The 24157-nt window shown below is 35.5% G+C and carries 23 protein-coding genes; 9 read left to right on the plus strand and 14 right to left on the minus strand.

The window, feature by feature from the left end:
* The first annotated feature begins 14 nt into the window (after positions 1-14).
* Positions 15-143: a hypothetical protein gene (locus tag DL897_RS18920; protein ID WP_276308595.1), complete on the plus strand. Its 129-nt coding sequence runs from the start codon at positions 15-17 to the stop codon at positions 141-143.
* 133 nt (positions 144-276) lie between these two features.
* On the opposite strand, the gene DL897_RS18325 is transcribed toward DL897_RS18920, so the two are convergent.
* The 3 genes from DL897_RS18325 to DL897_RS15115 form a co-directional block, all read right to left on the minus strand.
* Positions 277-429, minus strand: coding sequence for a hypothetical protein (locus DL897_RS18325; RefSeq protein WP_168188819.1), 153 nt, complete (start codon positions 427-429; stop codon positions 277-279).
* 188 nt (positions 430-617) lie between these two features.
* On the minus strand, positions 618-743 hold the full coding sequence (locus DL897_RS18925; protein WP_276308596.1) for a hypothetical protein: 126 nt from the start codon (positions 741-743) through the stop codon (positions 618-620).
* Between the two features lie 11 nt (positions 744-754).
* Positions 755-967, minus strand: coding sequence for a helix-turn-helix domain-containing protein (locus DL897_RS15115; protein ID WP_113659963.1), 213 nt, complete (start codon positions 965-967; stop codon positions 755-757).
* A gap of 143 nt (positions 968-1110) precedes the next feature.
* Here DL897_RS15115 and DL897_RS15120 point away from each other — a divergent pair, with 143 nt between their 5' ends.
* Positions 1111-1539: a hypothetical protein gene (locus tag DL897_RS15120; RefSeq protein ID WP_113659964.1), complete on the plus strand. Its 429-nt coding sequence runs from the start codon at positions 1111-1113 to the stop codon at positions 1537-1539.
* Positions 1540-1773: 234 nt separating this feature from the next.
* Here the strand turns inward: DL897_RS15120 and DL897_RS15125 are convergent, their stop codons facing one another.
* The 8 genes from DL897_RS15125 to DL897_RS15160 form a co-directional block, all read right to left on the minus strand.
* Positions 1774-5115 carry a replication-relaxation family protein gene (locus DL897_RS15125; RefSeq protein WP_113659965.1) on the minus strand — a complete coding sequence of 1114 codons (3342 nt, stop codon included), beginning with the start codon at positions 5113-5115 and terminating at the stop codon, positions 1774-1776.
* 158 nt (positions 5116-5273) lie between these two features.
* A complete protein-coding gene (locus DL897_RS15130; RefSeq protein ID WP_113659966.1) occupies positions 5274-5789 on the minus strand; it encodes a hypothetical protein in 516 nt (171 codons plus the stop codon).
* A gap of 12 nt (positions 5790-5801) precedes the next feature.
* Positions 5802-6317, minus strand: coding sequence for a hypothetical protein (locus DL897_RS15135; protein ID WP_113659967.1), 516 nt, complete (start codon positions 6315-6317; stop codon positions 5802-5804).
* Positions 6318-8873 (minus strand): CD3337/EF1877 family mobilome membrane protein, encoded by a 2556-nt coding sequence (locus DL897_RS15140; RefSeq protein WP_113659968.1) that lies wholly within the window; start codon positions 8871-8873, stop codon positions 6318-6320.
* 19 nt (positions 8874-8892) lie between these two features.
* Positions 8893-11424 carry an ATP-binding protein gene (locus DL897_RS15145; protein ID WP_113659969.1) on the minus strand — a complete coding sequence of 844 codons (2532 nt, stop codon included), beginning with the start codon at positions 11422-11424 and terminating at the stop codon, positions 8893-8895.
* Between the two features lie 4 nt (positions 11425-11428).
* A complete protein-coding gene (locus DL897_RS15150; protein WP_113659970.1) occupies positions 11429-11851 on the minus strand; it encodes a TcpE family conjugal transfer membrane protein in 423 nt (140 codons plus the stop codon).
* A 1-nt stretch (position 11852) separates the two neighbouring features.
* Positions 11853-12098: a hypothetical protein gene (locus DL897_RS15155; RefSeq protein ID WP_113659971.1), complete on the minus strand. Its 246-nt coding sequence runs from the start codon at positions 12096-12098 to the stop codon at positions 11853-11855.
* A gap of 12 nt (positions 12099-12110) precedes the next feature.
* Positions 12111-13046 (minus strand): conjugal transfer protein, encoded by a 936-nt coding sequence (locus tag DL897_RS15160; protein ID WP_113659972.1) that lies wholly within the window; start codon positions 13044-13046, stop codon positions 12111-12113.
* A gap of 106 nt (positions 13047-13152) precedes the next feature.
* Here DL897_RS15160 and DL897_RS15165 point away from each other — a divergent pair, with 106 nt between their 5' ends.
* From DL897_RS15165 to DL897_RS15180, 4 genes are all read left to right on the plus strand, one after another.
* Positions 13153-13731, plus strand: coding sequence for a hypothetical protein (locus tag DL897_RS15165; protein ID WP_113659973.1), 579 nt, complete (start codon positions 13153-13155; stop codon positions 13729-13731).
* Between the two features lie 15 nt (positions 13732-13746).
* Positions 13747-15483, plus strand: coding sequence for a transglycosylase SLT domain-containing protein (locus tag DL897_RS18510; protein ID WP_206186537.1), 1737 nt, complete (start codon positions 13747-13749; stop codon positions 15481-15483).
* A 102-nt stretch (positions 15484-15585) separates the two neighbouring features.
* Entirely contained in the window at positions 15586-17187 is a 1602-nt protein-coding gene (locus DL897_RS15175; protein WP_113659974.1) for a hypothetical protein, read from the plus strand.
* A 53-nt stretch (positions 17188-17240) separates the two neighbouring features.
* Positions 17241-18410, plus strand: coding sequence for a type VII secretion protein EssB/YukC (locus DL897_RS15180; protein WP_168188820.1), 1170 nt, complete (start codon positions 17241-17243; stop codon positions 18408-18410).
* Positions 18411-18427: 17 nt separating this feature from the next.
* Here the strand turns inward: DL897_RS15180 and DL897_RS15185 are convergent, their stop codons facing one another.
* Positions 18428-19255 (minus strand): hypothetical protein, encoded by an 828-nt coding sequence (locus DL897_RS15185; RefSeq protein WP_113659976.1) that lies wholly within the window; start codon positions 19253-19255, stop codon positions 18428-18430.
* Between the two features lie 180 nt (positions 19256-19435).
* Positions 19436-21028 carry a L,D-transpeptidase gene (locus tag DL897_RS15190; RefSeq protein WP_113659977.1) on the minus strand — a complete coding sequence of 531 codons (1593 nt, stop codon included), beginning with the start codon at positions 21026-21028 and terminating at the stop codon, positions 19436-19438.
* A gap of 104 nt (positions 21029-21132) precedes the next feature.
* Between DL897_RS15190 and DL897_RS15195 the strand changes: the two genes are divergently transcribed.
* The 3 genes from DL897_RS15195 to DL897_RS15205 all read left to right on the plus strand — a co-directional run bounded on the left by DL897_RS15195 (position 21133) and on the right by DL897_RS15205 (position 23678).
* Complete coding sequence (locus DL897_RS15195; RefSeq protein ID WP_113659978.1) at positions 21133-21738, plus strand: helix-turn-helix domain-containing protein; 606 nt, start codon at positions 21133-21135, stop codon at positions 21736-21738.
* A gap of 394 nt (positions 21739-22132) precedes the next feature.
* The gene (locus DL897_RS15200) at positions 22133-22966 is read left to right on the plus strand and encodes a ParA family protein (RefSeq protein ID WP_113659979.1); all 834 of its coding nucleotides are present in this window, start codon (positions 22133-22135) and stop codon (positions 22964-22966) included.
* Positions 22959-23678 carry a hypothetical protein gene (locus tag DL897_RS15205; RefSeq protein WP_113659980.1) on the plus strand — a complete coding sequence of 240 codons (720 nt, stop codon included), beginning with the start codon at positions 22959-22961 and terminating at the stop codon, positions 23676-23678. The genes DL897_RS15200 and DL897_RS15205 overlap by 8 nt, the downstream gene beginning before the upstream one ends.
* 81 nt (positions 23679-23759) lie before the next feature.
* Here the strand turns inward: DL897_RS15205 and DL897_RS15210 are convergent, their stop codons facing one another.
* Positions 23760-24128 (minus strand): helix-turn-helix domain-containing protein, encoded by a 369-nt coding sequence (locus DL897_RS15210; RefSeq protein ID WP_113659981.1) that lies wholly within the window; start codon positions 24126-24128, stop codon positions 23760-23762.
* Between the last annotated feature and the right edge of the window lie 29 nt (positions 24129-24157).

A 24157-nucleotide genomic window follows, 5' to 3' on the forward strand; every position in this document is an offset into this window, starting at 1 on the left:
AAAATTGTCCCTCGATGGAAAAGATGATTATTATTGCTGATTTCTTTGATGTATCGATTGATTTTTTGCTAGGGAGAATGGATGCCCCAAAATGTCATCAAAGAGATGGGGAGAAGGGAGAGAAAAAGAAGGAGAATAGTTAGTGAGAATTACCCTCTGAGACGGAATATAAGGGGTCATAGAATCGTTTTAATTTTATTTTCAATAAATTATACTAAGTTGTTAAAAATAACGTTACAAAATATTAGAATGTTGTTTTTGGGCAAAAAAAGAGGATTACGACTCACGTCGTATCCTTTTTAATTCTTCTTTATGCTTTTGCCTCCTTTCGTCGTTTTTCTTTTTCAGTTCCTTTATCCACTTTAGCTCTTCTTCAAGTTTTTTCTTTTTTTCTTTGTAATAGTCATCATTTTTAAATAGGGACAACATAAAAAAAACCTCCTGCTAATTATTTTGATCATCATCTGGGATATATACAAACAATCACCCGGTTGACAATTAAAAACTTTACTTGTCCCTTTCCTATATTTTGAAATCGTGTGGAATATAAGGGATCATAGAATCATTTTAATTATAAATATTAAAATTGTTTTTGAGGTAAAAAAAGAGGGCATAGATCAGCCCTTTTTCTCATACTTTTTATTTATTTCATCAATTTTCTTTATTGTTTCCTCTATATCTTTTTTTTCCTCTTTAAGTCTTTTTATTTCCTCTTCATACTGTTTTTTCTTTTTCCAAAACATCCAAATCCCTCCTATTGATTTTCATCCACATACTCAAGCAAGTCACCAACCTGACAATTAAAAAGCTTACAAAGCTTATTTAGATGCTCGATTTCTATACGTTTAATGGTTTCATGATAGTAAAGTGATACAGTGGCGGGGCGAATCCCTGTTTCTGTTGCCACTTTGAGCTGATTATATTTATGTTTTCCCATCAATTCAGCCAATTTTATACGAATAGCCATACTATTCCCCTTTTCTCTTTTTACTTTTATAGTCATTATAATACTTTGAAAGAAAAAAATAAACCTAAATATTTTGATTTTTTACGCTAGAGGTAATATAATTTATTATAGAAGGGAGGGGAGGGGAACAAGGGGATTTATCAATGGCATATCTATTATTAGTGACATATTTACCGTACTTCACAGAGATTCACTTGGTGAGTTTTTTATTCGGTTCAGTAATCACAGCAGCAGTTACTTTTCTCATTAGTATGATAAACAAAAAACAAAAAGATAAAGAAATAGAGTTATTAAAAGAACAAGTAGAAGTCATAAAAGCAAAAGAAAAGCTAGAAAGAACACTAATAGTAAACAGAGAAAAAAGAGAAGAAGAGAAACACAATCTAGAAATGAGAATACAAGAGGAAAAGCATCCAGAAGAAGTGAAGAAAATAAAACTTGAAGTAGCATTACTAGAAATCGAACTAATGGAGAAATGGGAGAAACAGAAGAAGGACAAGAACAAGGAGAACAAGAAAAAAAGAGAAGAAACAAATGACCTAAACCGCCTCGCAAGCGTAAAGGTTAAGTAAGGAGACGGGGGAGAAAATAAAATCCCCCTCCCGTCCCCCGCCGTTTCTTCTCAAACAAATAATAACACAAAAAAAATACAAATGCTATGGATCATCCCCCGATATGATTTACTATAATAGTTGGCTGGAGGACAAAGTGACTAACCCCTTATTTATCAACGCATTTAGTGTCCTCCTTTAGCAAACTAAATCCTCCCTCAAACCTCCTAAATGGAAGTTGAGGGAGGATGGGACCTACAATAAATTTCTTACTTCATCTAAGGTAAGAAACTTCATATTTGGTTTATTTTCTCCTCCTTTTATGAACTCTTTCCACTTCTCCTCCATGTAACCTCTTCTAGTTTCCTGATCAGTAAACCAAAGTATGATTTCCTCATTTTTTATTTGCCCCATATATTTGATGTATTTTTTATATCGATCTACAAGCAAGTCTTTCCATTCTGTTCCATTATCATATTCGATCCAATAATGTTTTTCGTCTATAATTAAAAGCGCATCTGGTTTAGGCAGTCTCTTTTTTTCATCGTGATATTTCTTTTTATCCTCATTTTTTAATTGAATTCCCACCTTCTCTTCCCATAATTGATACATCATTCTAGTAGCATCTTTGGTGTTATACCATAATAATCGTTCCAATGCCTCTTCATGTCCTATTTCTTTAAATAAACGGATAAACACCTCATTAATTCCCCAATAATGAGCTAACTGAGTATTTTTATTTTCATATAGAGTGATTTCTTTTCCGATAAATTCTTCCACGACTTTTTTTCCATCTTTCCCAAGGCTATACATGCGTGGTTTTGATTTTTCTTTGTAATGAGAAATAATCATTTTGCCTTTTTTATTCATCTTAGATATACTATTAAGAATTAATTTTTTATCCTTATTCATCAGTTGACCAAGTTGCTCTGCGGAGATCATCGTACTTGCATAGACGAATAGTGGAATAGCTTGGCTATTTTTAAGCGGTGTTTTTAAAGCCTCCATCATAATTGACTTATCAAGTATCTTTTCCTCTTTTATTTGCGTTCCTTTGATATTAAGTGGTTCTGGAGTAATCTCTGTTTTGGAAGTTGACTCCATATACCTCATTATCATTTGGTCAACCTCTTTAATATCCGTAACCTCTTTTTGTTCTTTCATTATCTCTAATCCCCATTTATAACCCCATTCCTGAGCAATTCCCTTTTCTCGATTTAAATAATTAGCCACTTTTCCATTTGGTAAATAAACGATAGGAGGTTCATTTTGAATAATACAAGTAGTAATATGACTTTTGCCTTCGTGTTTCGACCGGGTGAAAATAGCCGCTTGTCGTTCAGGGAGTCGAGAAATCATCGAACGGGTGAAATAAGAATCGGTCATCTTTTCGATATGTTCAGCACCCTGACCTTGAGCGCAACTCATGATGGTTCCGATTAAATTAAGAGAGTTTAGTAATTTAGCATCCTTAATCTGCTTTACTTCTTGCGTGATCAGACCAATTCCAAAGTTAAACTTCCGGTCTTCTGCAATAATATTAGCGATAATTGGAATTTGTGTTCTATGAGCTTCATCAATCATCATGATATGGTGCTTAGAGCCAATCGGACGTTTCTGAGCAACAAGATGATACTGGGTAATCATGTGACCAACAATGATTTTAATTTCCTGATCGCTCATTCCTAAGATGTCTACAAAAACTATACATCCATCATCCATATATTTTCGGATATCGAGTGCCATTTCGAATTGACAATACATTCTACGCATACTTTTATTACTTAATAGTGGATCCAGTCGATTTAAAATGGCTTCAATTTTACTCTTATAGTCTTTATCATCATCGATACTATCCCAAAACCGTTTTACATAAGGATCTTTGATATTTTGAAGCACCTTTTTACGAAACTTCGAGTTTGTAAATAAATCCTCAATGCCTAAAATCGTGTGTTGCTCTGTATCTTCTAACAATGCCCATATTGCCATTTGGAGTAGTCTTTTACTTTGTGTAAGGTTATCACTTTTAGCTGTTCCTAGGATAACCTCTGCTGTATATTTAGCTACTTTCTCGAGTGAATGACCTTTTGTTTTATATAAGAGATTTAAAGCAATGGTATGGGTCGTATCATCGGTTAAATTAAAGTGTTTGATTTTATGCTTGGGTATCTTCATTCCTTGTTTTTCATAATATGCTAATCGATTTTCGATAATAGAAATGGTTTCACGTGCGGGGTCAATTAATGTAAATCCGGGATGGTTTTCTGGGTCTTTTAGCCAATCTTTAATAATCCCATCAATAAATTCAATCAATAGACTTGATTTTCCCATACCAGGTGCACCTGTTAAAAGGAAATGTTTTGTTAATTGCTCCCAATCGATGCGGATATCTCGTTTGTAAATGGGATGTACCCACTCACCCAAACGTGTCCCTTTGCTTAATTCCCAGTCTTTTAATGTACGCTGTGCGGAGTTCAAATGGAGGATGTAGTCATAAATATGATGACTGGTGGTAATCTCTTTTTCTTCTTTAACAGTTTTTCCTTCGGGTAGATGTATAAAGTTAGATAGCTCTTTATCAGTAAAAAGCACAGTGGATGTAAAGATATCAGGAAGTGGTGTTTTATCTCGAATTGGACACTTTCTTGTCTCCTTGATTATAAAGTCGTTCCCTAGTCGTACCATGCTGGATACTTGATTTGCAATGGTGTGAACGGAAGTTTTACTCCTTGACCAAAGAGATACCCTTACTTTAAAAACCTTTTGATGCTTTAATAACCTTTTTTCTAAACGGTTTAACAAATCCCGTTCCATTCCCTCAAGTTGGAATTTCCGCATATCATTCTTTAACATGTGCTGACGTGCCTTCTTAATCTTACGTGAAAGTTTTCTGGTGGAAGTGGGGGTAAAAAGGATATCGATGTAAGATTCTTTTCCCATTGAGAGGAGGATATCAGATAGATGATCTTTCGTTATGGCTTGATAGGGCAAGCCTTTTTGATTTTTCAAAGGTTTAAAATACCCCCCATAACCTTTCTTTTCTTGTGAAGGAAAAGGTAATTCGGTCAAAGGGATCGAGTGAAGTTCAGCGTTTTTGTAGCAACTCTGGATAATCTGTTTTACATCATTAGTTCGATGGATGGGGAAGCCGATATAGAACGAAATTTGCTCATTTTTATCTCTGTAAACGAAGAAGCGGAACCATTCACGGCCCCTCAATATACGTTGAATCCAACGATGTTCTGTACCTCCAAGTTGATTAACCATATGGGTGATGGCTTCAGTGTCAAATTGGGTTTGGATATGGGGTAAAATTCGTAGATAGTGGTAGTTTTTAAGGATACTTTTTTTATGATAATAATGTAGCATTGCCCCTATACACGTTGCTAAAAATAAAGCAATTAGGACGCCATTTAACACCATCATGATATTCCATACCACATCTGAAAAAGAAATCCCCAACCACTCATCGAACAGTTGGGGAGAGTTGAAGAGCTGTCTAATTAGCCAGATTGTTGCGATGATAGCAACAGCAGCGACAATATAAAAAATTTGGTGAAGTTCATTGATTTCTCGACTTTGTTTTTGTTTATTCATAGAACTTTCTCCTTACGTACGGGTTGTGGTTGAATTTTCTCAGTATCTAAATCAAATTCTATAGTCCGAAATCGGGCATCAAATTTATTAATAAAACTAAGCATCCTGTTATAATCCATATTTTTTATTTTTTAGTTGGCTCTCCATGATTCAGCTCCTTATTGATATTCATAGCGTACGGGTTGAGGTGTGATTTTCTGCGTTTCTATATCAAACTCTATGCGATGCAATCGAGAGTGATATTGATTTGCTATTTTCCATCCATCTGCAGTTTTAATCAATTTATGATAACCACTAGATAAACCCCCAGGACTTTGATATTGAATGTGATAATAAACCGTGTTTTGATCTTTAGGGTAACGAACTAAGGTATACTGTTTAATTCTTAGATCTAAAGCTGCCACTTCTGGATAAGGTTTTTCATTGGGATCATATAGTTTTTGGTACTGGCTCCTTAAGTTTGGTTCGATCATTTCTAATTTTGTTTTATTATCTTGTCTTAACCAAGCTTCCTCAAATTTCACAACAGTTTCATCTGCTTCTTTAAAATATTCATTGGCATCTTCGATATCGGTGATATCTACTTGGGTGGAGGAGAACCACCATGTACCTAGGATTATTAATAAAACTAAGCATCCCGTTATTATCCATATTTTTTTTAATTTGCTCTCCATTATCACAGCTCCTTATTGATATTCATAACGTACGGGTTGAGGTGTGATTTTCTGCGTTTCTATATTAAATTCTAATGTGTGCAATCGGAGATTAAATTTATCTGCGATCTTCCAACCATCTGACGTTTTGATTAGTTTATGAACATCAGTAGATAAACCTCCAGGAGTTTGAAAGTTAATCTTGTAGTAAACTGTATTTAGATCTTTGGGATAGCGAATAAGTGTATATTGTGTCAATCTCAAATTAGCTACTTCTGGTTCAGGGATTTCTTCTGGTTTAAAATATGTCATATATTGACTTATTAAGCTAGGTTCAAGCATATTTAGCAAGTTTTTATTATCTCGTCTTAGTCTTGCCTCTTGAAACTTCACAACAGCTTCATCCGCTTCTTTAAAATATTCATTGGCATCCTCTATATCACTGATATCTACTTGAGCGGAAGAGAACCACCAAGTACCTAGAATAGCCAACAATACTAAGCAACCTGTTATAATCCATATTTTTTTATCTTTCAATTTGTTTTCCATTTATCTCTTCCTTCCTTTCGGTGGAGGTTTAGGTGAAATATTTCTACCTGGTATTCTTTTTGGTCTTTTTTGTTTAGATTGTGACTGTTTCGTAGTAGAACTTTTGATTGGATTCGGCTTGCTGACCTGCTCTTTGTTTTTAGCATTTAATCTACTTTTCTTTAGTTCGGGATGTAGATAACCTTTGTAATAGTGGAACGTCGCTCTATCTTTGATTTCATTGTGCTTTTCTTTAACTTCACTCTTCACCTTATCCTTAACATTCCCTACATCATTAAAGCGATTTTCAATTGATTTAATTGGATCTTTTTTAAAGCTCTCTATGCCTCTAACTACTCTTCCAGCACCTTCAGAAGTCCCTCGTGCAGCGGCTCGAGCACCACGTCCGACTGTTCTCGTTGCATTAGCTGAAAATTGAGCAGTTCTCTTGTCACCTCGTTTTACACCTCCAATCAATTTCTTTCCTTTTCTATACGTATTGATCGCTTGACGTGGTGCATTCATAACCATTCTTGCTCCACGAGATGCAAAGTTTTCAAAGCTAGATGCCTGAGTATTCATAAATCCGAAGATTTCGTTTCTTTTATACAGAATTCCTAAGATGATAATTAATTGAAGGAAGAGAGACCAATAGATCCCATACCCATCTACTTTTCCTGCTATATTCCGGGCAAGGCTACTCATAATAAAGATAATGATAAGTAAAAATGAATATCCAAACTTCATGAAAGCTGCCTTTAGGATTTTCTTCCCCCAATTCTTAAACATTCTTCGGAATCTAGGAAAGACAGCCATCAAACCGATAACTGGATATAGCATAGCTAGGACTAATAGGTAAATTTGATAAACGATAATGGCTCCTGAAATTACTGCTAGAACTACGATGATAATTAAAAAAGTGATTAGAAAAAGGATAATCATGGTTAAGCGGTCCCATTGTTTATCGGGTCTTATCATATTTCCCTCTTGATTTGACTCCGCTTTAGCTGCATCAATTCTTTCTTGACTCCCTATACCAGCTTCTAAGATTTTTTTAATTCGCTCTTTGCTTAATGAAGGCTTTGTTTTCTCAGTTCTACCATGTTGTAGCATTAAATAAGGTTCATAAATGGTTATGTCATATATTTGATCAGAAAGTACATAAGGGGCGGCTTCACTCTTAACATTTTTATTAGTTGTTGCATTGAGTGCATTAACTAATACTTCATTGTTCACATCGGATGAGACATCATTTAATGTTTTTAAAATGAATGCGGACTTTGTGAAAAAACCTACTGAGAAAAGCAATATAGCAAAACTTGCAGCAAGACCAGTCCAAAATTTGATGTGTTGTTGTTTTGCTATCTGGACTACTGCCCATGCACCAGTAAGCATGAGTATTAGAGATAGTAAAGATCCCCATATTCCACCTTCGAATACTCCACTATTCCATCCTGCAACTTGTTGTACACCTTTTTGGATTTCATCAGCAAAATCATCAACGATATCAAGTGTAAAGGCATTTTGTACTACCAAAATCATGATAAATGCAGCCATCCGAATTAAGCTCCATAAAGCATCAACCATCTTGTAAATCCCAGACTTAGTATAGTCTGCAATTTGAGCAATATCCCACCAGCTATTATTATTTTCAACATATTCTAAAGTATAACGACTGGGTAAGTATTCCGCATATCTCGCTTTATAGCCAGTTTCTTTTTCAATTTTTTTCTGGATCTCTGGAAGATTCATGTTGTAATCGAATGTGCTTTGGGGTCCACTGTAGTCTTTATTTTCCTTCCCTTTTAGATTAGTAACAACATCCTGAAGATTATTATATCCTGTAATAGATTGACTAGTTGTTAGAGAGAATGGTAAAGGTTGTCCCGTTTGAGTTGGTTGAGAGATGTTAGATGCGGTAAATGGAGTTGATTGGGCAATTTGTTGCTGTAGGTCGCTACTTAACATAAAGTGATTAGGTGCAGGGGGGATTTGTTCTACCGTTGGTCCGCATTGGTAGGTTAATCCACCAAGTTCCTGTACAAGTTTATTCACCTGACTTGGCCATAGTCTATTGGTACCATTTATGTCATTAGCTACACCTCCTGGAGCATATTTGGGTCCGATGGTTTCAGGAGTTGTTCTCCCTTCTGAGATATAATTTTTTCGAAGAGTATACGCTTTTTTTTCAATTCCCGATTCAATTGATCCAAATGTCTGAAATTCTTTATTTTCGCTCGTTATTCCAGCCATCAATCCACCAGGATTATTATAGTTTTTAAGAGCAGGAGTTGTCCCATAACCTGTTTCAAAAAAAGAAATGGCGATCATCAAAACAGGGTCAACCCCATATTTTTGACCAGCTGCGACAAAAGCCGCTGCTTTCCCTCTTAACAAACTGTTCTGTTTTCCATTTTTAAGAATTAAAAGTTCCATCCGTTGATTAAGCTGTTCAACACTTTGCTCTTTTCCGCTTGGAACACACTTGATATTTTTCGGTGCAGCCCATACACCGGGGATTCCAAACATCATTAGAAACAAGGAGATAAGTAAGGCAAGATTGATTGAACGTTTCATATTTGTCCTTCCCTTGATGTTAACCGACTTGTTTTTTGACCTTCTCTTGTTGAGCGGAGAAGTGATCAGGTCGGGTATCTAATATTGCAAATAGTTCAGGGTGGATATCTTCGATGATAAACTCAACTTCGCCCACTCTTCCTTCCAAATCTGCCATGAGACATTGTCCAGGACGTAAGCTTTTGAGCCTTCGTTTATTCTCATCGGTTGGTTCGATTCCTAGTAAATGACAAGAGCTGTTTGCATCATTCCCATCCTTGGCATGGAAGCAAAAACGCATTCCTAAGTTTCCACGAATCTCTTCACCTCGGTCTCCGTCTTTATCCAGATCACCAAAACTAAGGTCACGTGCATTCTGAGTTACGACATATAGTGCTGAGTTCTGTGAACGACCTGTACGGATTAACTCTTCTAAAACGGCACGACCTTCTGTAGTCTTAGCCAGTCGCCATGCCTCATCGAATACACTGATTTTAAAGTGTTTTGATGGTTGATTTGCAAAACGGCGTGAAAAGTCAGCAAGCGAACTAAGTAGGGATAATCCGAGCACCTCATTTTCCTTGTCATTAATGATGTTGGGTAGATCTTGAATTTGAAGAATGGTTAACTGCTTATTCAAATTGATACTCTCTTGCGAACCATCACCAAACAGAAGCATGGATTGACCCGAGTTCGCTCGGTGTTTCAACGTATATACCATGGTCTCGAAATCATCATAACGGCTGTTGGTAACTTTTTCTCTGGACATCCCTTTAAAACGCTCATCGAGTCGCTCCACGACATCGATCATACATGGATTATCTCCTTGGATTGATTGTTCGACTGCTTCTTCGATCGCTGTAGCTTCAAACTTCCCATCTCTTACTGCTGCTAGTAGTTTTAAAATCCTTTTGGCTGTACTTGCACCTCCTTTTGGATCTCCTACCAACGGGTCTAGCTTTCCTTTATCTTGCTCTTGCTCTCCTAATGAAACTACCTGCATGACGTTTCTAATTTCTTCTGGCATGAGATCTGGCCAGAGTATTCGGTCCCCTTTCGGGTCAATAATTAGGACTTGTGCCCCTAGCATTAGCTCGTTTAAGATTAGATAATTCACGCCTACAGTTTTTCCTTTCCCTGATGCCCCAACTACTGCAATAGAAGGGGAAGTGGAGATAAAGCTATCCGATGGGGCGCGCCGTGGGTTAACAAACACTTGTTGATTTCCTGAAGCTCCTATGTAGAAGCCGTCTATATCTCCAATATCTCTGGTTGCTCCAAACATACTGCATGCTACATAGTTTGGATCGAGTGGGTGCTGATATTGATCTATATACTGTTGTGATCCGATTAGAAATTCTGAAAAAGCATGGTATTGGTCTGTTCGGGGAATATCGATCTCAAATTGCTTCGTTTCATATATATAGATCAATTTATCAATGTAGGAGTGAAGTAAATCTTCACTTTCTGCATAAACACAAAACATTACGGTTGTATTAAGTATGGGGAATTTATCTTTGGAAAGGTCCCTTTCTAACTCTCTAGCGTCATTAATAGCTTCCTCCACGTTTCTAGATATGGTTCCACCAATTTGAGCAATATGTTCGGCTTGCTCATCTAGTTCCGCTTGTTTATTTCGCACCTTTTTAAGAGCGATATCATGCTTAATTGGTTTTAATCTAATAGAAACCTCGACAGGGAAATCGAGCTCTTCTTGTATCCAGTAAATCCAGGGAAATCCGGGAAACTCACGCTCATCGGGTAAATAAGTAAGGGAGAGGAAAGATAAGTAACTTTTTCGGAATTCTCCTTGATAAAACTGCTCTAATTCCAACATCCGTTGATATCGGTCACTTTGTAGTCCTCCAAATAAAGTCAAGATATCTCCAGTCGGCTTTTTTGCTTTCCCTTTTTCGGTAATAACCTCTTCGTAGCGAGGAGTCCAATTTTTCCGAAGTAAAGGTTCTTCGATCCCTCTCCAGACAGTTCTTTTAAGTAGCCATTGGATAGTATCGGTAGGGACACGATAGCCATTCAAAAAATACTTCACTTTATCATATAGTCGTTGTTCTGCTTTTTTATATTCATTCATTTCTTCATCTAAAATATAAAAAGTATCATCTCCCAAACTTTTGAGTTGGCGTTTCGTATCCTTCAAATGATATTTAATCCGATCAAATAAGGATAACTTTTTAACATTAAAACTTGAACTTACTAGTTTGATAGATAAAAAGAAATGATATTCGATCATTTCTTTGCTTTGTTTCAAATATTGATAAGTTCGGTCGAAAAACCCGTTGCCTGTTTCTTTCAATTGTTCTGGTATTTGCGATTTTAGTTTATCAAATTGATAATCGAATCTTCTAATCTCTGGAATCATTAAAAGCTGACATTCCTCATCATCCAAACTAATTAAGAGACCTTCCCATAAGTCAGATTGATACATTTGTTGTTCATAACTTAAGAAATCAAAATGAATAGGGGGAATCTCATACACCGCCCGAAATTCCCCGGCAGAATTAAAGATAATATTATCTTCGAAGTAGACGATTGGGCAATTGTAATGATTCACTCACCTAGTCATCCTTTCTTTTTTTGAACATAATCTGATGATTAATAAGTAGTTGATGGTTTTCGATATCTTTATACATCGAGTGATACTTATTTGATTGGATGTATCTGATATAGTCTCTCACAAAATGAGTAGGAATCTTCCCATCTAGTTTGGTATTGCTAAGTGCATAACTAGCAAGAGCTGGAATAATGAAATACTTCATAAAAAAGAAATTGAATATGGAGATAATGGGTAACTTCCAAAACAAAGAGAGAGGATAAACATTACTGATGATAAGCATAAAAGCTAGCATTAAGACAAAATATCCTACTGATTTCAAGGGAATCGCTCTACCTAAATCATATCCGAATAAGTGACGAATCAATTTTTCTTGCTTAAATACATCGGAGTAAGTCCGTATTTTTTTTGGTAGTTTTTCTTCCATATTACTTATTCCAATCTCTAAAAAGAGTAGGTCCAATCGTTTCAGCGATTCCTTGAATGATATCCGGTCTATATATGAAAATACCAGCAATAAAAGATAAGCATAGGAAACCGAGTAATCCAATGAACTGTCTTTTCCACACTAACCAAGCACAAAGTCCGGCGACAACTAGAAAGAAAAAAGCCTGAATTTCTGGTCCTAAAATATTTCTTTGTAATTCTTGTATAGGGCCCAAAAGTAATATCATAGTCCTCATCCTCTATTTCTCACGTATTTTTGAAATCAATAATTGATTGTTTTTTTGCACAATATCTATTTTAAACGGCATGCTCATGATGATTTTAGTTCCGTTGTCTTGGAAAGAGGCTGTGGTTCTGACTAAATAATCTTTTCCTTTGTATACCTGAATGGATTCGATTTCTTTAAAAGTAAGCAGCTTGTTATAACCTTTGATCGGCTTCCCGTTCTCCATCAGATAAGCCAACTCTTGAGAGGAACCTTCAGCATATGTTTTAAGAAATTGAGCAAGGAACTTTTTAATTTCTTCTTTTTTATTGGTATCGTCGATTTCATCCGTATCCTCTATTTCTTTTTTTAGATTTGCTTTCTGTGGTTGTGGTATGACTTTTGGAAGGTCAATAACAGCAAAGGATGTCCCATTGGTTCCGATTGGGATAGATAGATAACGGATGACATTATATTTTTTTTCACTCTTCCCATCTTTGTTTAATGTTTCAAAGATGGTGCTTACTCTTACGGTGAGATTTGCTTTCTTTGCGTCTATTTCATTGATGGAATAAATCTGAGTACCGATTACTTGACTATTAGAGTTATCGAGAGATTCTTCTTTTAAGCCCGCTTGACTATCAACCCCTTCACTTAGAAACTGTGCTAAATTTTTCATTCTTCCTTCTTTATCTTTTGCTTTCCATGTATAAAATTGTTCTGCAAATTGTTGTGCGAAGGATTGGGCTTCTGGACTACTGATTATGTTCTTTTCTTGTTTAGTTAGAGTATTTTTAATTTCAACTCCATTTTTCCCAGAATCGGAATTCGAAAATATATGTATTAGAAAATAACCAGTTAAATTAATAGAAACATAAATAAGCAAAATATTAAATACAATCTTTTGCCATCTCTTCTTTTTAATTTGATACCCTTCGCCTTTTTTAAGTACTTTTTGCAAATTATTCATATTAGAATCACCGATGTTTTTGACTTTTTGTATTAATTTAATAGTAGAATATTAGGTATAATTTTTTCAAGTAAATATAATCGAACTTTTAAAAGGGAGGGTTGGAATGTCGAGTAAAAAAAGAAGAGTATTTTATATTTTATTCATTGTATTTGTCCTTGTAGTCGTTATTTTGAATGTAGCAAAGAAAGATCCATTAAAGTCTACTGATCAAACTATTCATAAAGCGAGTGATAAAACACCAAATAAAATAAACATCTCAGAAGAAGATGTGGATCAAGTTTACAATCAATCAAAACCATTTGCAGAGTCTTATTTTTCATACACAAATGTAAATCCTAATGGATTCTTAGAAAACTCAAAAAACTTTTTACATAGTCGCTTTAAAGACAAAAGAAAACAAATAGTCGATGAAATTAATATGCCAAATCGAGCCGGGATTCAGTTAGTTGCTAGTAAACCATTGAAAATTGAAGTCTTCTCAAATAAGAACCAGATTGGGTTGGAAGAACAATTAATCACTTCGATTGTCAAAATGAAAGTAGAAGATACCTATTTAATCCTTGATAAAACAGAGAAAAAGCAAATTGATCAAGACTTTATTATCTTTTGGGCTAAAGAGAAAAATAAATGGAAGGTTATTGATGTACGGGATTTTGATCCAGATGCTATATATGACTACTAACAAGGGTGAATTGATGTGCAGAAGATAGCCTTATTTTTATCGGTAATAGTTAGCTTTTGTATATTCTTAATCGCTTTTATTTTGGGATTATCCATGGGAGGAGGTTCACGCAACAACGATAGTAGTCAGGTACAACTTCCTGCTGATGTGCATCAGCAACTGTTAGACCCTGTACCGGAACCATTGAAAACAACTTATGAGGAAATTGGTAAAAAGTATGATATTCCTTGGTCTATACTTGCTTCTATCCATAAGACTGATCAGAACTACCATCAAGATGTCCAAGGGATATCTAGTACAACATCTGCTAATGGAGAAGATGTTCCTTATGCTCAAGTTTTCGTTGAAGCTGGAGCTAAAACTGGAATCGATCCAAATTTACTGAAAGCTATAGCGAAGCAAGAAAGTAACTTTAACCCTAAAACCGTATCAAAAGCGGGAGCAAGGGGTGTAATGCAGTTGATGCCAGAAAATTGTAGAGAAGCAGGTTTAAATCCCGCTACTGATTGCTTTGATCCAGTTAAAAACATTCATGCAGGCGCCAAACATTTCGCCGATTACTATAAGAAATATAACAATGATATGATTCTTGGTTTAGCAGCATATAACGCAGGGCCCGGAAACGTTAATAAATACAAAGGAGTACCTGATTTTACGGAGACTAAGGATTATGTTAAGAAAGTTCCACATTATTACAAAGAGTATTTTGCTAAAGGGAAAATCCCGCCAGGTACACCAACAGAAAAAGCTTCAACAGTAGTTTCAACGAATCCCACACAATCATTAGATTCGATTAAACAAAAGATAGAGTTAGTGGCTAAAACTTTGAAAGAGAAAATGGAAGCTCATGAAAAATCAGAGACCGATTGCATGAAATCATTAAAGGACAAGAAGATAAAGGAGGCAAAGGAAGGGAAAGTTGGAGGATACGGAGCGGTTACCTGTGCTTTAGCAGATATCACCAAGGATTGGAACAAAGTTGCAGCCATTGAAGAGCAGGCCAGGAACTTTGATGGCACAGTATTATTAGCTGGAGTAGGTTCACCTTCTCAAAACGGTGGTAGTCTTCCGGGATGGGTATGGCCAGTCGGAAAGCCAACTGACCCGAATCTCCCTGTTTGTGAGCAGGCTTCTTGGGGACAAAGTCGTCCGCATGAAGCGGAAGGATTTCATAATGGAGTAGACATAGCTGCACCGATTACTACACCAATTCTAGCAGCTGCGGATGGAATTGTATATAAAATAAAAAGTAATCCTGGAGGTTTTGGATGGTATATAGGGATTGTCCATGCAAATGGTCTTTTGACTTGGTATGGACATACACCGAGAGAAACCATTACTGTCAAAGCAGGTCAAAGAGTAAAAGCTGGACAAGTGATTGCTGGAGTAGGAAGAGAAGCATTTGCCTACGGTTCTTCGCCATCACATCTTCATTTTGAGGTTCATATCAAAGATTTAAATATTATTAGAAAGTTAGTCCCTGTTTGGGACCCACGAAGTCATCAGAATGGACCAAGAAATCCTTGGCTAACTGCAAACTCTGACTCTCACTTTGCACCTCATACAGTTGTTACAGATCCCTTCATTGGGCGGGGTCAAAACTGTCATACCGGTTCAAATATGAGACCAAAAATAGAAACAAAGCCTTACTTCGATCATCCAAAATTCCCAAGAGGGATAGGAAGTTGTTCTGGTTGTAAATCTGAAGTTCTCGATCCAGCAGAAGTACTCAAAAATAATATCTCGCCTTAAATTTTGTTAAATATGACAAGAGTAAAATATTGAATTATTTTAGACAATTGATATAGAATAAATGAATAGTCATATATTTATAAAAAATCAGGAGGTTATGAGATGGCTCCATTTGATGCAAAAAAATGGGCGAAGAAGTTGGGAGCAACTGCAATGGTAGCTACCGTTGCGGCAGGTGCTTTAGCTGGCTGTAACACGACTACCAAGGTATCTGCAACGGTAGATAAAAAAGAGGAAGTAAGTAAGGACTTAGCCGCTAATATCAGTCACCCCCCCCAAGCTAGTCAGGAGTCTAGTAATCTATCAAACTCAAATACTACCACTGTTGAGACCATTAGTACAGATGATTTAGTACAACATATCGTCAGTCTTGCTACCAAAACAAGTGATAGTGACAAAAGTCAAGATGGTAATATAGATACAAAGAATTCTGATACAGCAACGAACCAGTTAAACGCAACAGACCTCCTCGGAATGAAAGTAATTAATGACGACCAAGCAGATTTATTAGCATCCAAGATGATTGATGACGATAAATCCGATGATAATAAGACCGATGACCAGAAAGATGACGACGATAAAAACGATGACGATAACAATAAACCATCAGATGATAATCAAAAAGATGATAATCAAAAAGATGATAATCAAAAAGATGATAACAAGCCAGATGATACGAATACGGATGACAACAAGCCGATTGACAATAAACCCAACTACCCAAATCCCCATAATCCAAATATTGACTTCAATAAACCTGATTACCAAAAGCCCGATTTAAAACCTGATTTTAAAAAACCCGACTACAAACCTCGCTTACCAAAAATCGGTATCAAGAAACCCGATTACCAAAAACCCATTCAAAAGATAAAAATCGACAATTCCCAAAAACAACAAGGAAATCATAACACCCAAAACATTAACAACAACATCACTCGAATTAGTAACAATGTGAATAAGAATGACCATAATAGCAGCACCAACAATATCTGGAATATTACAAATCAATATCAAAAAGACGATGATAGAAAAAGAAATCGAGTAGACGATCAAATTGTAAAGATCAAAGACCCGAAATTGAAAAATTCAAATGATATAGCTATAAACGATGATGGTCAGAAAGACATCATTTTAATTAATGATTCTAATTATGGAAAGAAAGATAAAGAGGAGCCGATATCCAATAAAGATACAAATGTAGATTTAAATGTCAAAGGAGATGTCGGGGATTACAATGTTGATTTGAATGTGAAAGGGAAAATTTCCAAGAAGGGATCAAATTATACACCGAAACCCACTATGAATGACGATAAACCACCCATTTATCAAGACGATGATAAGAATATTGATGACCCTAAAGATGTAAAAAATTATGAACCTACTAATGATCTTGCTCCGAAAGACATAGGTATTCGTGAACCTGCTGATTATCCTGATCCAAAAGACATCCAGCCTAAGCCAAAAAAAATAAGCTCAAAAAGTGTTTCTAATCAGGGACAAACCGTTATTTATGTACTTAAACAGGATTGCGATTCTAAGAAAAAAAGTAGCTTGAACCAATATAAAAGTGATGGAAAAGTTCAATTGAAAAAGAATAAGGTAAGTGTCCAAAATAAAAATGGAAAAACCTATTTGAAGAAAGAATACAAAGTGAAAAAAGATAGCGGAAAGGTAAGTAGTAAAAAAGCTGCTAACACGTTATAACTCAAAAAGAGACGGCTTTGCGCCGTCTTTTCTTACTTAAAAGGGAGATGGTCATGAAGGAGATTAAATTCAACCACGGGCTTCTAGGGCTAACCGAAACCAAAGCATGTTATGTGTTAACCCCTTTTGAAGAAGAAGATTTTTATAAAGTATGTGATCTGACAAAAGTACTTCCTGAAGAGAATATATCGTTTAATTGTGAATTGGATTATATATATGACCAAAATGCACTCTGTATAAAGTATTTTATAGACCCCGGATTCGCTCCACTACAAGAAGTGAATAAACATCATATCTTTATTACTCGTCTAGACATAGCAAAGAATATGATCAAGTTAGGTAAGCTGTTTGAGGAATATGATCGATTAAATACCATACTTTCGCCACTGAATCTATTTATTAATCGTGACGGGGAAGTGAGAATTCTTTACTATGGAATAAAAGGGGTCTTACCTGCCGAGGGGTTTGATGAAAGTACTATTTTTCAACAGATTAAAGATTTGATAATCTATGTAATCGAAGACGAAGTCATAGAAGAGGATCGAACCCATTTAATAAATGATATACATAGAGCCCGTATATATCATGATTTAGAAGATGTTATCCAGAGAGAAATCAATGCTATAACCACTGAGCTTGAAAAGCCAGTATCCTATGATGATGACCCTAAACCTATCGAATTAGAAGTAGAGAGAAGAAAGAAACCTTCTAAAAAAGGTGGAAAGGTATTTCTTGTTACTCTTTCATTAATGATCACTATTATTGCATGTATCATATTTTTTGATGTCCCCTCCCTGGTTACAAAGAGTAAGGCAACCCCAAAAAATCAAATAGATCCTCGTTTGCTGGAGGGAACCAAGCTTGCTGCTATTCAAAAGTATAAAGAAGCTGCACGTTTATTCCATCAATTAGATTATAAGAAACTTTCTAAACAAGATCGGAATATTGTTTTATTTACTTATTTATATGCCGAGCCTGATAAAGCCTTTGAATTAGAACCGGAACTATCTAAGTCGCTGATTCAGGCATTTATCGAAAAGAAGCAATTTGAAAGAGCATTTCAGATTGCGAAGTTAGCTAAAAAAAAAGGGTTAATGTTGGATATTAAGAAGCAGGAGTTGAATGAGATTAAGAAAGCTTCCTTAGATGAAAAAGAAAAGAAGAAAAGAATGGATAAGGTTCAAAAAGAGATAAATCAGATTAATTCATCACCAACTATATAAAAAAGAAGCACGGAAGTTCACTCCTCCGGCGCTTCTTTTTGTTTTAATTGTTTCTGTAATTTCTCTTCAATCTCCAAAATCCATCCTCCTAAAAGTTCTATTTCTTCATCAGTTAATTCTTCCTCTTTCTCGATAACATAATAAGTGACATCTCTCGCTCTATTGCTTCGATAAAGGATAATCCGTTCGCTTTCATCTAGTAAAATAGCTTGATCTGGAATCTCATAGTTGATTCGAAGAGTAGCCTCAAGTTGCTCGTCGGGGTGCTCGTATTTCTCAGACTTTTTCTTAGTCTTAGGTTTTACTTGAGGTGGTTTTTGTTCTTTCTTTTTGTTCATTTTTAAGAGTTCGTCGATTTGCTTACGTTGTTGTTCGATAATTTTCTTGTATTTTTCTGTTTCATCCTTTTTCTCTTGATGTTCCTGATCATTTGGTGCTGGATCTTTTTTTGATTGAATTGGCTTTTCTATATCGGGAGGTTCCTTATCTTTTGCTGTTGTGATGTTATCTTTCTTTGGCTTAGGTTTTGGTTTATCTATGATTAAAGAGTCGACGGGAGGTAAATTTTCTGGATCAGGTGGCTTAAGGGATAGAGCAAGAGCCTCTTTTTCTGCCTTTCTTTGCTCTTGTTCATTCTTCTTCTCCAGTTCTTTAATATAGCTAGGATCTTTCAATTTCTTTTCGTATTCAATTCGCTTTTTCTCCTGATCAGATGTGATCTCTGTAGCTTGAATATTTTCTTTTGACTGTTGAGACTCTTTTAAAAGACCAATAATGGGAGCCTCACATCCAGAAAGGATAATTAGTGACATGACTGCCACTGGAATGATTTTAATTTTTTTCATTTCTTATCCTCTTCCATTATTCGTTAAATCACGACGACAATGGGAAATGTATCTCTTTTTTATTTTAGTTTAGCACAATAACCATAGAATAGATTATATTTTATATACTTTTTAGAATGTAATGGTAATTGATTTTTGGGATAAAATATCCCCATAACAAAAGTCATGGGGATGCTATAGTTATACAACCTTTTTTACGTATGTTTTTTTTACGAACTTCCCTTTTTTCTTGTCAAATCCTACTTTTATCTTTGTTTTCTTAAATTTACTTAGTTTATGTTTGATTTTCATGTCTTTTTTGGATTTAGACACTTTATGATACCCTGCCAATCTTACTTTTTTCTTTTGATTCACTATGGACTTTGTATATTTCCCTTTTTGCTGTGTAGACTTTGAAATATTTTGTTTTATATTTTGCTCTTTCTGCATCGGTTTTGAGATATTTTGTTCTAGGGTTTGTTGTATTTTCTTCTGTATTAATTGTGAAAGTTGTTTTTTCTGCTCAATGTGTTCTTGTTTAGGTGTGTATTCTGTAGATTGCTGGTTTAGCTGCTGGGTAGAAGTTTTTGCTTTGGGGGTATATTGTTGATTCTGGTCTGTTTTCTTAGCTTTCTTGCTACTTTTCTTAACTTGATAATATTTCTTACTTCCTTGCCATTTCCCATTGCTTTTGCCTGAATGAATCCAAACAGGAGTGCCAGATGGAACGATATCATAAAGTTCTTTTACGTCTTCATTGTACATTCGGATACATCCGTTTGTGCTATGGCGTCCAATCGAGCTTTTTTTAATCGTTCCATGGATACCATAGATCTGCCCTTGAGCGCTTCGACCTTTATCTCCAACCTTCAAACCATGCCAACGTGGACCGAGCGGATTTTTAGGGTCTCCACCTTTGATGTTTCGCCATTGCGGTTGTTTGGTCTTAGTCACGATGGGGAAGGTTCCCTCAGGAGTTCGGTTATCCTTTTCATCAGCCCCTGTTGCGACTGAATACTTTTTAATTAATTTTCCTTTCTTGTATAAATAGAGTTTATTTGTGGTTTTGTTGACCTCGATTTGATAAGGAGTTTTAAATACAACATATTCCTCATCTTGGCTATCTTTTTGATTATCTTTCGGAATATCTTTTATATTATTTTGGTTGGAATTATCTTTATTATGATTGGCTCCGTCTGGTTTATCGACTTTAATGGTATTTCCGAGTTTATTTTTATCGATAGGTATTTCATCTCCAGTTGGTAAGGTGATGCTCTGAATTTTGTCGAGGTCGGATTTTTTGATAGCGAGGTTGTATTGATTGCTATTGTTGTCTTTTTTGACTAAGATCACTTTTGAACGTTTGTGAGTATCGGTAGTTTGTGTTGGATTATCAGATGATGTAGTTTTTGGAGTAGTTAATGAGGATTGGGTACGCTTTGTTTGATGTTTAGATTCTTCTTTGTTTAAATCGCTTATTTTATTCGTTTTATCAATATTTTTATTTGATTGATTTGCACTCAATTTGCTTAATAAAATAGAATTAACATTATTATTACTTTCAACATATTGTTTAACTACTTCTTGGGCTTCTTGCTGGTCTGGAGTAGGTGTAGGCTTAGTATCTTCTGGCAGGTTATCTTTTATCATAGGTGGAGTAGAAGGCTTTTTATTTTCTTTCTCTCTCGGTGGAGCCTTTGTTTGCGCATTATCTGTCCCACACCCTGTTAATGCACCTGCCGCTATTAGTGTGGCTAAAGCAACTTTCCCTAATCTGCCAGGTAACTCTTTCATTATATTCCTCCTTAAATTAACTTTTTATAATTTTTTATTTTATCATACCAGTAAGACAAGTGGTGGAGATGTCATATAATATTCAAATAGGTGGGTGAGAGAAAATGCTGAATATTGAACAAGCGTTAGAGATTTTAAAAGAAAATGGTATCCATATTAGTCAACAAGTCTTATACCGGCATCTGAATCAAGGGAAAATTAAAGGAACCATTCGTACGAAAAGAGAAGGATGGTTGATTGATCCTGATGATTTAAACCGATTTATTGAAGAAAATACCGAGAAGGTGGAGAAAACCGATGATAACGCAAATAAGGATGAACACAAAGTTGAATTAACCAAGCAAATTGAAGAGTTAGAGGGGATCAGAACTGAATTGACTGGACAAGTCGAGGAACTAAAAGAAGAAAACGAAAATTTGAGAGAAGTCATGAATATATTACTTGAATCCCTAATCGCCAGAGTGAGTGTATTAAATGATAACAAACAGATGGTAGAGAAGAATCTAAAATTATATACGAAACGTCTGGATGATACCATCCGACATGATAAGTATCTGCGTGGGATACTCGATCAAAATAAATGTGAACAGGTGTTTATCGAATCGATCATATCAGCATTTTGGGATGAAGAGGATATTGAAGGCTTTGAATGCAATCTCGAATACTTAGAAAGTATAGGTATCAGATATGATAAAGTGCGGAGCGAATAGATATTTTTTGGACTCAAAAAAAAAGCGCCCTAGATAGGCGCATAAAGTATGTAAAAAGGATGGCAATAAAAGTAAAATTACCGGAGTAAATGGAACAGTTTTATTATAACATAAAATTCGGAAATTGGTTAACTTTAAAATAAAATTTATATTACGTAAATACGCAATGCCTATTATTTAATATGAAAATTAATAGAAAATGGAGAGATAAGTTTACTTGTTACCAGAGAGCAAGAATCACGTAAACCAATAAAGTAATGCATATCACTCCCTGTCTTTTTGAGATAGGGATTTTTTACTTTCCAGTTTCTGAAAAATTACAAGCAGGATATTTTGTTTGAGCCTAAAACCACTTACAATAAGAGAGTATAAGTAGAAGGGTAGGTGGAAATAGATGAAAACAGCAAAAGTAGTTTGTGTAGCAGGACAAAAGGGGGGAATTGCCAAAACAACTACTACAGGTAGTCTCGCTTTTTTAGCTAGTTTAAGTGGTTATCAAACTCTCGCAATCGATATGGATACGCAGTCTGACCTTTCATTGTTACTTACGCAAGTAGATGATATTGATGATGAGATTCAAAAAGGTTTCTTTAAGGGAACTGTTTTTGATGCGATGTTAGAGGGAAGACCAGAACGATACATAAATCATGTGAATGAAAACTTAGATGTTCTGGTGGCTAATGATGATTTGGCGAATCTACCAGCCTATGTTTATCAAGAATACGATGGGCATCCATCGGAACTTTTACGAGTAACCATCGAGCCTTTATTACCAGCCTATGATTTTATTTTTATCGATACACCCCCATCACTATCCGAGATGATGACGAACGCATTAGGAGCATCAGATTATGTAGTGATCCCGTTTGATGGAAGTCGATATAATCTCAATGCACTTAGACGATTGTTCAAAACCGTAAATAAAATTCAAGAGCGTGTCAACCCGACACTTGAGATTTTTGGTATTTTGCCAACGTTGATTGATACATCAGGGGCCAAAGGGAGAAACGAATATTTTGGTCAGCCTGTTCGAAGCGATTACAAATTAGTTTTAAACCATCTGTTATCCCATCCAGAATATAAAGATTATATGTTGAAGTACATCATTCCAAAGCGTGCAGCCACTGACCGACTTTCTTATGCAGGATTTACTAGTGATAATCCAGAATTGGAACGGGCATGTGAACCATATTTGCCATTGGTCGAGGAGTTGATTCAACGTGTCTAAGCAGTTAAATAAATTACAAAACAAGTTAAAAGGAATTGCAGCACATGATCGAATGATTCCAGAAAAGAAAGAAGAAAAACAGGATTCAGTTAAGTCAACTAATGTAGTAGAAAGGAAATCGGAACCTGTTTCATCAAAGGAAGAAAAAGAAGTTGATGTTGTAAGTGATGTTAAACTTTCTAATCAGCAGGATTCTTCTTTTATGTTCACTAAACCTAGTGATAAGGATAGTCCAGAATACGATGAATCCACTACTCAAGGTAATCAAAAAAATGCTAGTGAAAATGCTAGCAAAAACAAAGTAGATATCAATAAAGATGAGCAAGAAGCTAATAACATGGATATTTTCAAGGCTTTAGCTAATGCTCTTCAATCCAATCCCGAAATCCTATCCAACTTAGTAAATCAATCTAAAAATGAAAGTGGACCTGAGCCCAAAAAGACTCCGGTTAAGAAAAGGAGAATCAATAAGGATGTAGTAATCGAAACGGTTTCTGAAACAATTAAGCGTGATGAAAAGAGAAAGAAGAAGAAACATTTTTATGAGAAGTATAAGCAGAAGAATATCTATATCCGAAATGAAATATTAGATGTAATCAATCAATTATCAACGAGGAAAGGTGATATCCAAAACATGGTTCAAGATGCATTATTGTTGTACTTTAAGACAGTACATGGTATTGATTTATATCATATCTTAGATGAAGAATAGGCGCTAAGCGTCTATTTTTTTATGGTCTAACAGGTTCATAGATAAAGAAAAAACACAGGAGTAGAAGAACTATCCTGTGTTTTATTGCGATGAAGCTTGTTGTATTTGATCGAATATAAATTCCAGTTGTTGTTTTAAAAACTCCTTTTGACGTGGAGTTAAAACACGACCATCATATAAAAGTGTCTCAGCTTCCAAAACATTTCCTATATCATAAGAAACTTTTTTTCCTTCGACTTCTCTACCTAATAAATAGTCAACAGATACCCCCAGAGCTTTAGATAAATCATCGACTTGTTTAGTAGGCGGGCAACGCTTTCCAGTTTCATATGAGCTAATGACCGCAGCTGACCTGCCTATCAGTTTTCCAATCTCTTCTTGGGTCATACCTTTTTTTATACGGATTAAACGGATACGTTCACCAATATCTTTCCTTCCTGAATTCTTCATCGAATTCCCCCATTTATATTTAATGGACG

The sequence above is a fragment of the Thermoflavimicrobium daqui genome, from assembly GCF_003313465.1.
GTDB classification, from domain to species: Bacteria; Bacillota; Bacilli; order Thermoactinomycetales; family Thermoactinomycetaceae; genus Thermoflavimicrobium; species Thermoflavimicrobium daqui.

Bases quoted from the DNA above. Each gene is read 5' to 3' on its own strand.
- DL897_RS18920 (WP_276308595.1), top strand. From the start codon at position 15: ATGGAAAAGATGATTATTATTGCTGATTTCTTTGATGTATCGATTGAT.
- DL897_RS18325 (WP_168188819.1), bottom strand. From the start codon at position 429: ATGTTGTCCCTATTTAAAAATGATGACTATTACAAAGAAAAAAAGAAA.
- DL897_RS18925 (WP_276308596.1), bottom strand. From the start codon at position 743: ATGTTTTGGAAAAAGAAAAAACAGTATGAAGAGGAAATAAAAAGACTT.
- DL897_RS15115 (WP_113659963.1), bottom strand. From the start codon at position 967: ATGGCTATTCGTATAAAATTGGCTGAATTGATGGGAAAACATAAATAT.
- DL897_RS15120 (WP_113659964.1), top strand. From the start codon at position 1,111: ATGGCATATCTATTATTAGTGACATATTTACCGTACTTCACAGAGATT.
- DL897_RS15125 (WP_113659965.1), bottom strand. From the start codon at position 5,115: ATGAATAAACAAAAACAAAGTCGAGAAATCAATGAACTTCACCAAATT.
- DL897_RS15130 (WP_113659966.1), bottom strand. From the start codon at position 5,789: ATGGAGAGCAAATTAAAAAAAATATGGATAATAACGGGATGCTTAGTT.
- DL897_RS15135 (WP_113659967.1), bottom strand. From the start codon at position 6,317: ATGGAAAACAAATTGAAAGATAAAAAAATATGGATTATAACAGGTTGC.
- DL897_RS15140 (WP_113659968.1), bottom strand. From the start codon at position 8,873: ATGAAACGTTCAATCAATCTTGCCTTACTTATCTCCTTGTTTCTAATG.
- DL897_RS15150 (WP_113659970.1), bottom strand. From the start codon at position 11,851: ATGGAAGAAAAACTACCAAAAAAAATACGGACTTACTCCGATGTATTT.
- DL897_RS15155 (WP_113659971.1), bottom strand. From the start codon at position 12,098: ATGATATTACTTTTGGGCCCTATACAAGAATTACAAAGAAATATTTTA.
- DL897_RS15160 (WP_113659972.1), bottom strand. From the start codon at position 13,046: ATGAATAATTTGCAAAAAGTACTTAAAAAAGGCGAAGGGTATCAAATT.
- DL897_RS15165 (WP_113659973.1), top strand. From the start codon at position 13,153: ATGTCGAGTAAAAAAAGAAGAGTATTTTATATTTTATTCATTGTATTT.
- DL897_RS15175 (WP_113659974.1), top strand. From the start codon at position 15,586: ATGGCTCCATTTGATGCAAAAAAATGGGCGAAGAAGTTGGGAGCAACT.
- DL897_RS15180 (WP_168188820.1), top strand. From the start codon at position 17,241: ATGAAGGAGATTAAATTCAACCACGGGCTTCTAGGGCTAACCGAAACC.
- DL897_RS15185 (WP_113659976.1), bottom strand. From the start codon at position 19,255: ATGAAAAAAATTAAAATCATTCCAGTGGCAGTCATGTCACTAATTATC.
- DL897_RS15190 (WP_113659977.1), bottom strand. From the start codon at position 21,028: ATGAAAGAGTTACCTGGCAGATTAGGGAAAGTTGCTTTAGCCACACTA.
- DL897_RS15195 (WP_113659978.1), top strand. From the start codon at position 21,133: ATGCTGAATATTGAACAAGCGTTAGAGATTTTAAAAGAAAATGGTATC.
- DL897_RS15200 (WP_113659979.1), top strand. From the start codon at position 22,133: ATGAAAACAGCAAAAGTAGTTTGTGTAGCAGGACAAAAGGGGGGAATT.
- DL897_RS15210 (WP_113659981.1), bottom strand. From the start codon at position 24,128: ATGAAGAATTCAGGAAGGAAAGATATTGGTGAACGTATCCGTTTAATC.